At 59.0% G+C, this 15,581-nt stretch carries 11 protein-coding genes; 3 read left to right on the top strand and 8 right to left on the bottom strand.

Annotation, left to right across the window (positions count from 1 at the left end):
• The first annotated feature begins 541 nt into the window (after nucleotides 1-541).
• The gene (gene cysD / locus RAD04_RS05430) at nucleotides 542-1,486 is read left to right on the top strand and encodes a sulfate adenylyltransferase subunit CysD (RefSeq protein WP_461623172.1); all 945 of its coding nucleotides are present in this window, start codon (nucleotides 542-544) and stop codon (nucleotides 1,484-1,486) included.
• Nucleotides 1,487-3,391: a sulfate adenylyltransferase subunit CysN gene (gene cysN, locus RAD04_RS05425; protein ID WP_461622923.1), complete on the top strand. Its 1,905-nt coding sequence runs from the start codon at nucleotides 1,487-1,489 to the stop codon at nucleotides 3,389-3,391.
• 1,370 nt (nucleotides 3,392-4,761) lie between these two features.
• On the opposite strand, the gene RAD04_RS05420 is transcribed toward cysN, so the two are convergent.
• Genes RAD04_RS05420 through RAD04_RS05410 form a run of 3 tightly spaced genes read right to left on the bottom strand, consistent with a single transcriptional unit; the run spans nucleotide 4,762 to nucleotide 6,040 of the window.
• Nucleotides 4,762-5,028: a LysE family translocator gene (locus RAD04_RS05420; protein WP_461623171.1), complete on the bottom strand. Its 267-nt coding sequence runs from the start codon at nucleotides 5,026-5,028 to the stop codon at nucleotides 4,762-4,764.
• Nucleotides 5,025-5,387: a LysE family translocator gene (locus tag RAD04_RS05415; RefSeq protein WP_306417042.1), complete on the bottom strand. Its 363-nt coding sequence runs from the start codon at nucleotides 5,385-5,387 to the stop codon at nucleotides 5,025-5,027. Before RAD04_RS05415 ends, RAD04_RS05420 begins: the two co-directional genes overlap by 4 nt.
• Nucleotides 5,388-5,413: 26 nt before the next feature.
• A complete protein-coding gene (locus RAD04_RS05410) occupies nucleotides 5,414-6,040 on the bottom strand; it encodes an FMN-binding negative transcriptional regulator (protein ID WP_027545469.1) in 627 nt (208 codons plus the stop codon).
• 102 nt (nucleotides 6,041-6,142) lie between these two features.
• Here RAD04_RS05410 and pdxR point away from each other — a divergent pair, with 102 nt between their 5' ends.
• Entirely contained in the window at nucleotides 6,143-7,609 is a 1,467-nt protein-coding gene (pdxR, locus tag RAD04_RS05405; protein WP_461622922.1) for a MocR-like pyridoxine biosynthesis transcription factor PdxR, read from the top strand.
• Nucleotides 7,610-8,150: 541 nt separating this feature from the next.
• Here pdxR and RAD04_RS05400 read toward each other — a convergent pair.
• The 5 genes from RAD04_RS05400 to panB all read right to left on the bottom strand — a co-directional run bounded on the left by RAD04_RS05400 (nucleotide 8,151) and on the right by panB (nucleotide 15,263).
• Nucleotides 8,151-8,963 carry a polysaccharide deacetylase family protein gene (locus RAD04_RS05400; protein ID WP_461622921.1) on the bottom strand — a complete coding sequence of 271 codons (813 nt, stop codon included), beginning with the start codon at nucleotides 8,961-8,963 and terminating at the stop codon, nucleotides 8,151-8,153.
• A gap of 1,744 nt (nucleotides 8,964-10,707) precedes the next feature.
• Nucleotides 10,708-12,627 carry a methyl-accepting chemotaxis protein gene (locus RAD04_RS05395; protein ID WP_461622920.1) on the bottom strand — a complete coding sequence of 640 codons (1,920 nt, stop codon included), beginning with the start codon at nucleotides 12,625-12,627 and terminating at the stop codon, nucleotides 10,708-10,710.
• 395 nt (nucleotides 12,628-13,022) lie between these two features.
• Entirely contained in the window at nucleotides 13,023-13,307 is a 285-nt protein-coding gene (locus tag RAD04_RS05390; protein ID WP_461622919.1) for a hypothetical protein, read from the bottom strand.
• A gap of 233 nt (nucleotides 13,308-13,540) precedes the next feature.
• Nucleotides 13,541-14,380: a pantoate--beta-alanine ligase gene (gene panC / locus RAD04_RS05385; protein WP_461622918.1), complete on the bottom strand. Its 840-nt coding sequence runs from the start codon at nucleotides 14,378-14,380 to the stop codon at nucleotides 13,541-13,543.
• 19 nt (nucleotides 14,381-14,399) lie between these two features.
• A complete protein-coding gene (gene panB, locus RAD04_RS05380) occupies nucleotides 14,400-15,263 on the bottom strand; it encodes a 3-methyl-2-oxobutanoate hydroxymethyltransferase (RefSeq protein ID WP_461622917.1) in 864 nt (287 codons plus the stop codon).
• Nucleotides 15,264-15,581: the final 318 nt, after the last annotated feature.

The following is a 15,581-nucleotide window of genomic DNA, read 5'->3' as shown; positions in this document are numbered from 1 at the left end:
GACAGCGGCGTCAATATTTCTTCACGAAGCCTTTTGCAAAACGTCAAATGAATGCCGTTCGTCGAAAAGCTGCGCGATGACAGGCGCGTCAAGAACCGACGACCGCCATCCGAGACGGCGCTCACATGAATACGAGGCAAACCGGCCTGGTGGTCTGTTTCTCCAACTCAGCGTTTGTTATCCGCCATTTCGTACAACTGGTAAAATCGATTGTGTCGATGGAGCACATCCAGAATTTAAATAGAGACAACCGCTTCAGGTGTTGATCTTGATCTCCTCATCTCATAACCAATGGCTGCGAGCACTCAGGTCAGATGCTTCGTTCCTGGTGCCACCTTTCTACTTTGTCCTTTCTCGATCGTTCGGCGTGGCACGGAAACGAAAGCTACACGTAAGCAAGACACTTGATCTGATGAGTTTCGAAAGCTCGCGCGGATAATCGGCGTGATTGCTGTTCAACGTTACGGACCCTGAGAGCGGCCCCATGAGCTATGGCAAGTTAGATTATCGAAACGGCGACTTGCCGCGCGGGGAATCGCAGATGTTCAGAGTGAACGCACAAAATATCACTCAACCACAGACGCGCACGCTGCCGCGGCATCTGCGGCGGCTGGAGGCCGAGTCCATCGAGATCATGCGCGAAGTCGTTGCCGAATTTAGTAAGCCCGTAATGCTCTATTCGATCGGCAAGGATTCGAGCGTCATGCTGCACCTGGCGCAGAAGGCTTTCTATCCGGCGAAGGTCCCGTTTCCGCTGATGCATGTCGACACGACCTGGAAGTTTCGCGAGATGATCAGCTTTCGCGACGAGACGGCCCGGCGTCTCAGCATCAACCTGATCGTTCATGTGAACCAGGACGGGATCGAGCGCGGCATCAACCCGATAGATTCCGGATCGACGCTGCACACGCAGGTGATGAAGACAGATGCGCTCAAGCAGGCGCTCGACCTTTACGGCTTTGACGCGGCGTTCGGGGGCGCCCGGCGCGATGAGGAAAAAAGCCGGGCGAAGGAGCGCATCTTCTCCTTCCGTTCGCACGGACATGTCTGGGACCCGCGCAACCAGCGGCCGGAGCTTTGGAATCTCTTCAACACTCGCAGCCGGAAAGGCGAGACGATGCGCGTGTTTGCCATTTCGAATTGGACGGAACTCGATGTCTGGGAATACATCATGCTGGAGAACATTCCGGTCGTTCCGCTTTATTTCGCGAAAAAACGATGGGTGGTCCATCGCAATGGCGCGCTGATCATGGTGGATGACGAGCGCCTGCCCTTGGCTCCTGACGAGTCGCCCGAGCTTAAGATGATGCGTTTCCGCACGCTTGGTTGCTATCCGCTGAGCGGCGCCATCGAGTCTGACGCCGCCACCATCAAGGACATCGTCGCGGAAATGCAGGTTGCGACACTCTCCGAGCGTCAGGGACGGCTGATCGATACCGACGAAGTGGCATCGATGGAGAAAAAGAAGCGGGAAGGCTACTTCTGAATGGATACTGATGCGCTGCGAGAGCTCACCTTCACCGACAGCAAGGATCAGCTGCGCTTCATCACCTGCGGCTCGGTGGACGATGGAAAGTCGACGCTAATCGGCCGGTTTCTGCACGACAGCAAGGCGATCTATGAGGATCAGCTGCAGGCCCTTGCGCGCGACAGCGTCAAGCACGGCACAACCGGAGATGATATCGACTTTGCCCTGCTGGTCGATGGACTCGAGGCCGAACGCGAACAAGGCATCACCATCGATGTCGCCTATCGCTTCTTCACCACGCCGCGCCGATCGTTCATGGTGGCCGATACGCCCGGTCACGAACAATATACGCGTAACATGGCGACCGGCGCCTCCAACGCCCAGCTCGCGGTCATCTTGATCGATGCGCGCAAAGGCGTCCTGGTGCAGACCAAGCGCCACTCCTACATTTGCTCGCTCTTGGGCATCCGGCACGTGATCGTGGCCCTGAACAAGATGGATCTGGTCGATTACCGCAAGGAAGTGTTTGATCGAATCGTGGACGATTATGTCGATCTCGCTTCGAACCTCGGCTTCACGTCGATCGCGGCTATCCCGATCTCCGCACGATACGGCGACAACATCATCAGCCTGTCCCGCAATACCGACTGGTATCACGGCCCTTGCCTGTTGGACTATCTCGAAAATATCGACATCCAGTCCGAGACGGCCGGCTTGCCTTTCCGCTTCCCGGTACAATGGGTGAACCGGCCGAATTTGGATTTCCGCGGGTACGCTGGAACGGTGGTCTCCGGCAGCATTGCGGTCGGCGACGAAATCGTCGTTCCGGCATCGGGACGCAATTCGCGCGTCAAGCAGATCGTGACGTACGATGGCGACCTTGTGCGCGCGGAAGCCGGCGATGCGGTGACCATTACGCTGACTGACGAGATCGACATCTGCCGCGGAGATATCATCGCTAAGCCGACGGAACGACCGGAGGTCGCTGATCAGTTTGCCGCCCACCTGATCTGGATGGACCAGGAGGATATGGTCCCGGGCCGGTCCTATGCCTTCCGGATCGGCACGCAATCGATTGCGTCCGGCAGCATCACCGCGATGAAATACCGGATCGACGTCAACACCGGCGCGCACGTGGCAGCCCGCACTTTGAGCCTCAATGAAATCGGCTTTTGCAACATTGCAACCGCACTGCCGGCAGCGTTCGATGCTTATGAAGCGAATCGGCGCACCGGTTCCTTCATCGTGATCGACCGCGACACCAACCGGACCGTCGGCGCTGGCATGATTGCCTTCCCCTTGCGGCGTGCCGCCAACATAGCGTGGCAGCCGCTCTCACTCGGCAAGAAGGAGCGCGCCGCTCTCAAGCACCAAAGACCCTGCATCATCTGGTTTACCGGGTTTTCCGGCGCGGGCAAATCGACCATCGCCAACCTCGTCGACCAGAAGCTATTTGCGATGTCGTATCACACCATGCTCTTGGACGGCGACAATCTCAGGCACGGTCTCAATCGAGATCTCGGCTTCACCGAATCCGATCGGGTTGAAAACATCCGCCGCGCCGGCGAGGTTGCCAAACTGATGGTCGATAGCGGCTTGCTCGTGATCTGCTCGTTCATCTCGCCCTACCAGGCCGAGCGAGACATGGTGCGCGATCTCGTGGGCGACGGCGAATTCATCGAGGTCTTTGTGGACACGCCGATCGGCGAATGCGTGCGGCGCGATCCGAAGGGGCTCTACGCCAAGGCGAAATCAGGCACGATCAAGAATTTTACCGGCATCGATGCGCCGTACGAGGCGCCGAGCGCGCCGGAGATCCATTTGACAACCCTGAACCAGCAGCCGGAGCGCCTGGCCGATACGGTGCTAAACTGCCTGGCCACACGAGGGATCATCGTGCCGGCCAACCGGACGGAGAACTAGCCGGCTCGGCTGTCAGAGCTGTTTGCCGAGGGGCTGACATTTCTCACCTCCAACCTAATCTGGCTGATTGGACCCAATACCACGCCGTCACATGATGCCGAACTCCTGCACCATCCGGCGACGTCCAGTTTTGCGGGCCTTACATCGCAGCGAGCTCGGAACGGTCTAGACTGGCCCGACGTTCTCCATCATGAAAGGCCCGGTCGAACGCGGCGCGCTTGGTTTGGCTTCTGTGGGTCATGTCATGCGTTCCTGCGTCAGTCGGGGCATCGACGAACAGCTGACTACGTCACTCTTGTGAGGGACGCCTGGGTGGTGTGGTAGAGCTCGCCTCCGCCATTACCTTTACCCACACAGGCTGTGTCTCCGGTTCAGACGGCGTTGTCGAAAAACGGGCGCCCTGCCGGCCTCGGCTCGCCGCATCGCGCCACGTTGGATAGGCATGCCCTGGCCTTCGCTGCTCCAGTGAGACAAGGTTCTGAGCAGTTATTGGGAAAACGACTCTGCTGCCGAATAAGCGTCCGCGTGATGTCGCCCTTACCCAAACGAGCTGCTTGCATTCGACGTTATTCGGCCGGTTCGGATAATTTACGCAGAAAAATGCCGTCGCAAGGAGATTCATTGATCACCTCGACCACGTGCTCTTGAGCGGAGCTGCAGGCCGCACGATCTGCTGGGATTCGGTCGGTCGTTACACAACTCACCCTCGACTTCGTTTTGGACAAAGCAAACCCAACAAAGAAATCTCATTTCAAGCTTCAATGTCACCTCCGCTAAACATGTTTCTTGTATGTGTCGGGTGTGACGGCAACCAAGCCGACTGCACCAATCACTAGACGACACGGGACTATCGAACGGTGGGCTTCGACGGATCTTCTCAGGAACACTGGCTGAGAGCCGAAGCCAACGCGCACAGATTTTATCCGTTGGATTAGCCCCATGACAGCTGCGAATTCAGATGCTCACCTGCGTGCCGTGTTGAGACGCGTCCTGGACAACGCTGTCCAAATGATGCCGGAACCAGCGCGGACGTCTTCCTTAAAAGCATGCCTTGCCGAAAAGATTTTAAATCTAGCCGCGGGCGGCGAAACAAATCCAAAAACGCTGACGCGGCTTGCCGTTCGGCTGATTCAGGACTCATGTCCGAGCTGTTCGGGATGTGAAGGTTGGCGACCGGTTGTTACGGCGACGGAGCGAACCGACCACCCACATGCCGCACATCCACTCTCGTCAGACTAGCGCGACCCGAGGCGAGCAACGTATGCACGCTGTGGTCTTCATAGATGGCGTCGTCTTTCCTGAGCAGTAAGCCGAAAGATTGTGCCGCAACGTCGGAGACAGGCGGTAGCGGCAGAATGGATGCCCGGTGATCAACCAGCCCGCCGCGCAATAAGGAGTGAAGCTCCCAGCGTGCACATAGCTGCACCAGATACCTGTCGCATTTTGGCGAGGGTCGACGGTCGCTTCGCCAGGCCCGCTCTTGCTTTGGCGGCCCAATGGGTCACGACCACATCGGCAGCAGTGTTGAGCGCAACTGAAATGGTCCCAAGGATGACGAACTGCCGGGCGACATCGGCGGTTGGGTCGATAAATTGCGGGATGAAGGCGAGAAAAAATGCAGCCGTCTTCGGATTCAGCGCCTCAACAATGATGCCTTGCCGAAATGCCCGTCCGACACCGACTGTCTCCAGCCCGACCGGGTCGACGATCTCGGCTTCCGTGTCTTGAAGCCAAGCCAGATCAGATAGAAGGCTCCGGCGAGCTTGAGCATAGTGAAGGCTTCCGCACTCGCCATCACGAGCGCAGAAATGCCGACCGCCCCGGCATTAAAATGCACAAGACCGCCAACACCGGTACCAAAGCTCGATGCCAGACCACGCGGACGGCCACCTGCGAACGTTCGTGCCGCGACGTAGAATATCCCGGGTCCTGATGTGATCGCCACCAGGAGCGCAGCTCCCAAGAACAGCAAGAACGGTTGAAAATCGACTATCATTCACCTCGTCCCGGCAGGGTCCAGCGTCATCCTCTGGGTATCAGCGCGGCCACAATATGGTCTTCAGGGCGATCGCTCCTCGACAATCCATCGATGACGCCGGCGCGATCCGCTGCGTTGCGGTTCTGACTCATCTTCCGCTTGGCGTCGCACCTTGTGATCGGCATGCGCAGGCCGACGATCGCCTTGAGCTGCGCTTGGATGAAATCAGCCGGAGCATCCGCGACTGCCCAGGGGTCCTTTTGCGATTGCTCGTGCAGGTCCGTCAGTCGTCTCACGAGGTCGAGTAACCGATCCGCATCATCGAAAAACTCGATCGTACCGTAGGCATGTACCGCAACGTAGTTCCACGTTGGCACGACCTTGTGCGTCTCCTGCTTCGTCACGTACCAGGACGGAGTGACATAGGCTTCAGGCCCCCCAAAGATGGCCATCGCCTCACAGGAAGGCTGCAGCTTCCACTGTGGATTAGACCTTGCCACGTGCGCGTAAAGCGTGCCATTCGGACCCTCCGTCTCGTCGAGAAGCATCGGAGCTAGCGTTCCGATCAGCCCCTCTTCGGTTGCAGTGACAAGGGTTGCCGAGCGGGCCTCACGCATGGTCCGATGAATCTCGGCGATGTCCTCGACGCGAAAGGCTGGCGGCATATACATTGCTAGAACTCCTCCGCATCCGAACACCTCGATCGGATCTTGAGGCCCGATGATCTAGGCCGCACACAGGCCGCTTTGAAGGGCCAGTTTGGAGCGATATTGGTGGGCCAGTCCGAGACAGGAAAGCGGTGCCATAAGCCAAATGGGGCGCGGCAAATTTATGAAGCATTGAAGGCGCAGATCGAGGATGGCGTCTACAGACCGCGCGACCAGCTTCCTTCGACCCGCGCCCTCGCGGCCGAATTTGGAGTCTCTCGAACCACGATTACGGCCGCCTACGAGCAGCTTCTCGCGGAAGGCTTCATCGAGACGCGGCAGGGTCGCCGGGCCTGCGTTGCGCCTGCGCTTCGATCGGGGAGCCGGTCGCAGGCAGGCGGCAAGCGGGCGCCAAGAACCGCTCGTCTATCGGCGTTCGGGCGACGGCTCTTCGAATTGTCCGGCCCGCCGATCGCGACCGAGCCCCTGCGGATCGACTTTCGCTATGGCGATGTTGCGACTGCCGATTTCCCGAGTCTGGCCTGGCGCCGCGCTCTGACGAAAGTCCTGACGACGCCTGGTCCGCGCAGTCTGCGCTATCAGGACCCGCAGGGATCAATGGAGCTGCGAACAGCGCTGCAAGCTTATCTGTGGCGTGCGCGCAGCCTGCGCTGCGGCGTCGACCAGATCATTGTCGTCAACGGATCACAGCAGGGTCTCGATCTGTGCTCGCGGATATTGCTCGATCCCGGCGATCGCTTCGTGATTGAGACGCCGTGCTATTGGGCCGCCCGGCATGTTTTTGAGAGTGCGGGGGCTACGCCTCAATTCGTCCCGGTCGATGAAGAAGGCTTGCAGACACAAGCCCTTAAGGATGTCAAAAAGGCTCGGCTTTGCTACGTGACGCCTTCACATCAATTTCCGTTAGGTCACGTTCTCTCAGCACAGCGTCGTGCTCAATTGCTGCAGTGGGCCGACAAGGTGGGAGCCTATGTCATCGAGGACGACTATGACGGCGAGTACCGATACGATATTGGTCCCATTCAGCCCTTGCATGTCTTCGATGAGGCGGCTCACGTCATCTATCTCGGAACGCTCTCAAAGACGCTCTCGCCCTTGCTGCGTCTAGGGTATGTCGTGGTTCCGCCAGAACTCATCCACGCTTTCCGCACGGCCAAGCGCCTTACCGATCGGCACTCGCCGGCGCTTGAGCAAGCGGCGCTGGCCAACTTCCTACACTCGGGCGCCTACGAGCGGCACGTGAGAAAGCTGCGGCGAAAGAACGCGCAGCGCCGCTCAGCCTTGCTTGAGGCATTCGTTGAACATTTTGGAGACGCTATCGAAGTGCAGGGTTCCGAGGCCGGGCTCCATGTGGTGGCCTGGTTCAAGAAACTCGATGCGGCGCAGGAGGACGCAACCGCACGAAACGCCCGGCACAGAGGCGTCGGCATTTATCCTGTTTCCGGACTATACGAAAATGGGCCGGGAAGCGCGAAACGGCGAGCAGGGTTTGTTTTCGGCTACGCCGCACTTGAAGCACGAGAGATCCGACACGGTGTTGACCGCCTCGCCAGTGCACTGAGGGCACGATAGCACTTCCGCATCAGGCCCCATGCCGCTCCAAACGTTCCCTGACACGCGAGGAGACCTCGGCGCAGAGCGCCGACTATGGTCGCGGATTATTATGTTACGTTCTCATCTGCCGCCGCGTGTGTCCCGTCTCGGAACATTTATTTTGGCACAGGTTATGCTAGTTTAGTGGCGACCGGGATTTTGCATCATCCTCCCGGGGCTGGAGCGACGCCGCTCGCACTCATTTCAAGCGAGCGGCGTTGTTGTTTCCTGAGGGGCTCAACTGTCCGAAATAGTCCGGAGGAAAGCTCGGCCCCCTCCTTCTGGTCGTTGCATCAGAGCGTCGAAACATGCTCAGCTAGGCAAATGGCTGTGTTCCAATTTGAATTGCGCGTGTCCTAATTGAGGACGGCGCCTGGCAGGTGCGACTGGCGATTATCGGGGGGCGATGGGTGATTTCGAGGGCGGCTAGTGCGAAGAGATCGCCTCTTTGCAGGCGGACGCAGCCGCACTCTACGTAATCCGCGGTTCCGGAGCGGAACTCAGAGCCGCTCGCGCACCATCAATGAGCTCCGTCGGCGCGCGTCTGGGCCGAGGCAGCAGCCGGCACTAAGTGTACGATCCGATAGCCATTGTCGTGCAGGTAGCGCAGAAACGCGGGCATCATAGCTGCCGTCCACGCCTGCGGATCGTGCAACAGAATGATCCCCTTTTTGGTGATCTCGAGTTGCTCGATCAGCTTCTTCAATTCCTGCTCCGGGGTCATGTTTTCCCAGTCGGCCGCCCAAAGATCGGCGCTAAAGACGAGGATGCCACGTGACTGCAGAAGATCGAGCGTCGCAGGCGTCGAGTCGAAATAGGGAAAGCGAAAAAACGGCGTCGAGGGCACTTGGGTCGACACGCCGTTGAGCGCCATCTCATCGGCCGCGATTCCTCGCTCGATGTCTTCCTTCGCCTGCTCGAAGCTGATCTGAGACATCATCGGATGCGACCAACTATGGTGCGCGACGGTGTGACCCTCAGCGGCGATCCGCCGGACAAGTTCGGGAAATTCGGCGGAGGACTTGCCGACGAGAAAGAAGGTGGCTCGTACGCACTCTTGCGCGAGCGCGGCCAGCACCTTCTGCGTGTTTGGGGGCCTCGGCCCGTCATCGAACGTGAGCACGACCTCATGATCGGCTAACGGCAAGGTCTGCGGAAAGCTCTTCAAGCCGACCCGGGGATAAGTCTTTGCATCGACAAGGAGCACGCGCGAAGTGCCAAGCGCATCCTTACGTGAGCAATCGGCCGCGTTTACCACGGCAATCCCGGTGATCAGCGCTGTCGCAGCGCCGACGAGCCGTGAAGCCGCCTTGTGCAGGCGCAACTTTGCCATTGCGTTCGGCCCAAGTGCTTCAAGGCTTAATGCGCTCACTGGAGCATACCGGCGAAGTCCATCATTTCTTGCGATTGTAGGGGTTTTGGTTTGTGGGACTGAGGGAGATGCCCTCGGATGACGCCTTCCCGTAGATTGCGGTCTCGGTGCGGCCGAGCTTGAGCCCGATAACGCGCGTGGGTGCGTTGCCTTTTGCCAGCTCTTTGAGCTGCCGGATGGTCCTGGCGCCTCCAAGGCTTGCCGGTGTTACGCGATGACTTGGCCATCGCGGCGACTTTCGTCAGTAGCGCGCCGAGCGATGGCCAAATGTGCCAGTGTTCGGATTATAGTTGCCCCTGGTGCCGTAGTTGTCGCGCTGAGTGCTTTCGGATTTGTCGCCGTGTATGGCTGCACATAAGTCCCATTGCTGCGAGTGTAACCTGAGACGCCGTGGCTGTTTGGGTTAGAACCCGTACCGAGGTATTGCGCTTGCGCCGCACCAACGGACCACGTCAACAAACACGCAGCGAATATTGATCTGATCATTTTTCCTCCGCCGTATACATTCAACGAACTTGTTGTCTCGTTATAATCTTAGTCATTCGCAGCTGACCGGCCGAGTTCACCAACAGATTCGCATCGAAAGACGTCCGATCACGACGCCGCATGCGCAAAGGCACGAAACCAAAGCCGGCGCACTGGCTTTAGATCAAGACCAAGGCAAGCAGGCTCGAGCAGAGCAGCGCAACGCCGGCCGCGGTCAGTGCTAGGAGGCTACCCGAGACGAAGTCGTGATTGGGCATACATCGCTTTCAGTTGCGGCGAAGACCATGAGCCCCATTGCTGCCTTCGCGGTTTGACCGGCGAACGCATAAATGATTATGCGAATCGCGTGCACTATTCCTGCTGTTGTCAGGAAGACATGCTTTCTTCCAGCGCGCTGAGGTGATCGCGCGCCGTTTTGCAACAAGAAGGCGTTGAGAATCCGGAAGGTCGAGCCTAAGCCGGTCTGTCACTGCGGCCCGACATGCTCGTCTGATTTAGAGGTCACGGGGTTTGCACGCCGATCCTCAAGCATCCCGGAGTGCGAGGTGTTTCATAAATCCGATACTGCTACCGGAGTAAGCTTTTGCCATGCGTGGACTCATCATTCTCCTTGTAACCTTTGCAATTGCGCTGGCGGTCCATGGCCGACCCCAGGTTGGTTTCGTGCCGCGACCGACCGCGCCCACGCCACCCGTCAACGTCCCCTAGCCTGCGAAATGGCACGGGCGCAGATTGCACTGCCGGCATACTTGAGATCTGAGGCTGCTGCCCGTCCGAGTCCGGGCATAAGTGCCGTTGGGCCAACCCAGCGGCGTGCGGCATGATTGAGTGTAGATCGGTCAAGTGACGATGACAGAGCGGGAATTATCGCGATTGGAGAAGCAAGCTGCGGATGCTCTTCGTCGCGCACGACGACTGCCCGTGGGTACGAGCCGAAACGATCTTCGTCAGCTCGCAAGGGCGCTTCTTTGGCTGCATCGAAACGGTATGGAAGCTCTGGAGCAGGAGCGATCAAAAAACAATGGAATATGGACCAAGATGAGGTGAGTTGGCGGTCATCTCCTGTGCAGGCGGCTAATCGAGGGACAGGACGTGCGACGGCTTTGGTCGCGCACGTGACGACGCTTACGCCCGCACACTTGCCTTAAGCAAATTGGAGCAATCTTCGAAAACGCATCGATGTTCCGGCTCCGGCCGCTCGTGACGTTGAGGTGCCAGCTTAAGCCGCCTGGACCCTCCCGAGGAAACTGCCGAGCTCGCGCATCAGCCGCGCGCTTTCCCCAGACAACAGTTCGGCAGACATCAGCACCTGCATCGACGCCCCTCCTGTCTCCTTTGCGCCGTTGGTCACTTCAATGGCGCTCGCCGCCACCTGGCTGGTTCTGGCTGCCGCTTCCTGCAAATTGGACGCGATGTTCTTGCTCGTTGCCCCCTGCTCTGCGATGGAATTGACCACGGTCACTGCGATCTCCGAAATGCGGCCGATAATGACGCCGATGTCGGCAATTGCGCTGACCGAGTCAGTCGTTGCCGCCTGAATGCCGTGAATGTGCTCAGTGATCTCGACGGTCGCGTGCGCCGTTTGCGTTGCGAGAGACTTCACTTCATCAGCGACAACCGCGAAACCTCTGCCGAAATCGCCGGCGCGCGCCGCTTCGATTGTCGCGTTCAGCGCGAGCAAATTGGTCTGGCGCGCAATCGTGGCGATCAGCTGGACCACGCTGCCGATCCGCTCCGCCGCAGCCGCCAGACCGTCCATGCGCTGATCGCTGAGTTCGGCCCTGCGAACCGCTTCGCGCGCGATATCGGCGGCCTCTTCGACCTGCCGGCCGATGTTGACGATCGTTGCCGCCATTTCGTCCGTCGCTGTCGCGACAAGCTGAACATTGCCAGATGCTTGCTCCGATGAGCAGGCGACTTCGACCGAGAGTTGCCGGCTGTGATCAGCCATGCAAGTAAGGCTGCGGGCCGAGGCTTCAAGGTTTGAGGAGGCAGAGGAGACCGTATCGATAACCTTGCCCACAGCGGTTTCGAATTCGCCGGCGAGCCGAGCGATATCGGCCTTCCGCTGCTCGGCGGCGGTACGATCCTGTTCAGCCTTTGCATCGATTTCGGCTTGCGCCTTCTCGCGCGCCTTCAGCTTGAACAGTTCGACCGCTTCGGTCATCTCGCCAAGTTCATCCTTACGGCCAAGGCCTGGCAGAACGACGTCGAACCGGCCGTCGCCGAGCTGGCGCATGGCCGCCGTCATCGAAGCGACTGTCTTTGCGACGCGCCGGCCGAACAGCAACGCGAGCAGGCCAACGAGCAGCGTTGCAAGCCCGATCAGCCAAACCAGCTTCCGCTGAATCTGTTCAGCTTGCATTTCGGCAGCCCGCGAGTGCATGTCAGCGGCGGCCGTGATTTTTGTAAGCGCCGGTCTGATGCGGTCGTAGATTTGTCCGAGATCGTCCGCCTGATCGCTCAGCGCCTGCTGCGTCACCATGAGGGACACAAAGCTCGACTTATATGCGCGGATCAGTTCGAGGATCTGGGATTTCATCTCCGCGGGTAGGCTCGCCTGCGCAAGCGCGGTCTCGAATCCCGCCTCCCGTTCGGCCAGTTGATCGCCATATTTGTCTTCGCCACGGAGAATGAAGTCTTTCTCGTGCCGGCGCATCGTCAGCATCAAGATCGTGAGGCGTGGCTGGTTCAGGTCGGCTAGAAGTTCCTCGACGGCGTGCACGGCCTTGCGCAGCTTGCCCTGGAATCCATCATCTTCGTTGAAGCCGCGGTTGTGTTGCGCCGCGACCACGTTTCGAAAGCGCGTCGCATAGAGATTGATCACAGATCGCAACGCGGTCGCTTCCTTCCGTGGGTCGTCGTCGGGCAGAGCCGACACAAAAGCTTCGACCCGGCTCAGGTCTGCGAGCTGCTCCTCATGACTCTTCGCATACTTCGCGATCGCCATTTCGCTGGGCTTGCGCAGGAAGTCGCTCGTAATTTGTCGTGACTCCAGGAAGCTTTGTGACAACGATGCGACATGAGCTTTGAACTTATTGCTGTCATTCGCCTCGCTCTGGACCAGGCTCGCGTACTTCAGGGCGGCGGCGCAGAGCGCACCTGTGACAAGAACTCCCGAAATCCCGAGCAGTGCCATTTGGCCGCGCAACCCAATGCGGAAGCCCCGGCAACTCCTCAACTGCCCGATAAGTTTGCTCGCTACTCCGGTCATTGCACCCCGTGATGAGTTTTATGCGCCCGGTAGGGTGCTGGTTGTCGCTGATCCGACGAGCGATTATTCAGTATCGAGCGAAACTGGAGCTGGCCTGCTCTGCTCGCCGATGAGTGGCTTGCTAATTCAGATTGATTTCGGAATTCTGAATTCGCGTTTATCGGTGCAACTTTCCTTCAGCCCGGCAGTACGGACACGACGCAGCCGGTCGCGTTACAAATATCGGCATGATCGGTTTGTGTCGGAGAACATGGAGACGTTGGCCTTTCGCCCAATGGACAGCTCACCAGGATGTTCAGAGAACGACCACCTGCTATTGTTCACGCCTGCCGCCACATGGTCGGCGCTTCGGGAAACGCTTCGCGGCCGATTTGTTTGAGGTCGTCAAGGGTCGTCTCACCTCTACGGGCGATTTTCGCCGCGCCCTGTTCATGCCGAACTGGCTCCTCCGCCGCGATAGACCAGCGTTCGGATCGCACGACTTCACCCACGAGCCGCATCAAGTTGTACTGCAGCCACATCATTTGCTGCTTCTCGCGCTTGCTGCGCTGAAACAACGTCTCGGCATACGCGCCCATGCGGAACCGGTAGAAATGGCTTGCCATGTCCTGCTCCTATGCCGCGTCACCGGAATTGAGAGGGATTTGACCACGTCATTGTTGTCGGCGCACCAAACTTCGGCTCGTAAAACGGGGTTGCGCTTAACCCTGCATGGTAAGGACATCTGGATGCTGATTAATGCAATTTATCTCGACTAGGCGCCTAAATTTCGCGTTCGCGCGAATTTACCGACGGATTTCACCGCACCTAATCCGCTGTGCTGGTGCCAGGAAGTCGGTCACGCCAGTATCACATTGTCGATCAGCCGCGTCGAGCCTACATAGGCTGCGGCGCACAGTGCCGCCGGGCGGCGTAGCGGACTTTCGGCGGCCTTGAGCGTGTCACGGTCGACAAGCTCAAGGTATTGCAACGGATCGACCTCGTTCAAATGCCCTTTGGCGATTGCAAGCAGCTTTTCGACATCGCGTTCTCCTGAGCGATACTTGTCCGCTGCGGCGAACAGTCCACGGCTGATGGCACGGGCCCGCCGACGTTCTTCCTCGCTGAGATAGCGGTTGCGACTGCTCATCGCGAGCCCATCCGCTTCCCGGACCGTCGGCACGGTAACGATCTCGATCGGAAGATCGAGATCAAGTGCCATGTGACGCACGACCGCGCATTGCTGAAAATCCTTCTGTCCGAAAAACGCGACATCCGGCTGCACCATGTTGAACAGTTTGCAGACGACCGTCGCGACACCGCGAAAGTGCCCCGGCCTGAACGCTCCGCAGAGTGGTTTTGCGAGGTCGCCCGGCTCGACGAAGGTCTCAAATTGAGTCGGATAGACTTCGCCGGCATCCGGCGCAAAGACGATGGCAACATCGGCATCGCGGCACAGCCTCTCATCGCGCGTGAAGTCACGCGGATAGGTACTGAGGTCCTCGTTCGGTCCGAATTGAGTGGGGTTCACGAAGATGCTGAGAACAGTGACGTCAGATTGCGCCCGGCTCGCCTCGACCAGCGCCAGGTGACCTTCGTGCAGATAGCCCATGGTCGGCACGAATCCGACGCGTTGACCGGCCCTGCGGGCGTTTGAAAGAGCGCGACGGAGTTCGGCGACGGTCGTGATTGTCTGCATTGCTTTGCTGTACCTCAGGTTAGTTGGGAGCCCAGTTTGCGATCGTTTCGCCAACACCTTGGGGAAGCCCGTAGGACTCCTGCGGTCCCGGGAACGCACCGCCGCGGACATCTGCGGCCCAGCGCGACAGCGCCTCCTGCAGCAGCTGAAAACCCTCTGCATAAGCGCGAACGAATTTAGGCCGATGACCTTCAGTCAATCCGAGCACATCATGGAATACGAGCACCTGGCCCGAGCAACTGGGACCCGCGCCAATTCCAATGGTCGGTATCGTCAGGAATTCCGTCGCGCGCGCGGCGAGCTCCGCCGGGACGCCTTCCAGGACCAGAGCGAAGCATCCGGCCTCCTGCAGACGGTGGGCGTCGTCGAGCAAGCGCAGCGCGTCGTCGGCCTTCCGGCCCTGCACCTTGAAACCACCCATGACATTGACGCTCTGCGGCGTGAGGCCCAGATGCCCCATTACAGGAATTTCGCAATCGACCAGGGCACGGACCATTTCGATGCGCTTCGCTCCGCCTTCGAGTTTAACCGCTGCCGCGCCACGCTGCAGAAAGCCCCCGGCGTTGCGTATCGTCTCCTCAATGCTGAGATGAAAACTGAGAAAGGGCATATCGGCAACGAGCAAGGCACGAGCTCTCGTGCGCGCAACAGCATCCAGGTGATGGTTCATCATGGCCATACTGACCGGCAGCGTGTTGTCAAATCCCAGGCAGACGTTGCCAACACTGTCCCCGATGAGAATGACATCGACGATGGGATCGGCGATGCGCGCCGTAACCGCGTCGTAAGCGGTGGTCATGACGATACGGCGCCCCTCCTCCTTGCATCGCTGCAGACCTGGAATCGTGACACGCTCAACAGGCTGCTCTGAAATGTGGCTCATCTTAGATCCCGATCGCTTCACCGCCCGCATCCCCGGACTCGGGGCTTCCTACGGAAGGTGAGAGAAGACTGTCAATGGTTGAGGCGAACCGGAAAGGCACGTTTCCAAAAGCCAGCGGCCGGCAGATAGAAACGCCTCATGATTGCGCAATCATCAGAAGCGAAAGCTTTCCAACCACCACATTTCCGCGAAGCGACTTTGCATCGCACCGGCCACCACCGCGACAGCGCGGTACCGCTCTTCGCACATCTGGCGAGTTTGCGTCGGGCCCAGCATCGGGCATATCTGTGACAGCGGCTCGGGTGCTTTGCCAAGCGA

This window comes from Bradyrhizobium sp. 25ACV, from assembly GCF_054863005.1.
The sequence above is the reverse complement of the archived record's forward strand: the minus strand, read 5'-3'. Positions and strand labels throughout refer to the sequence as shown.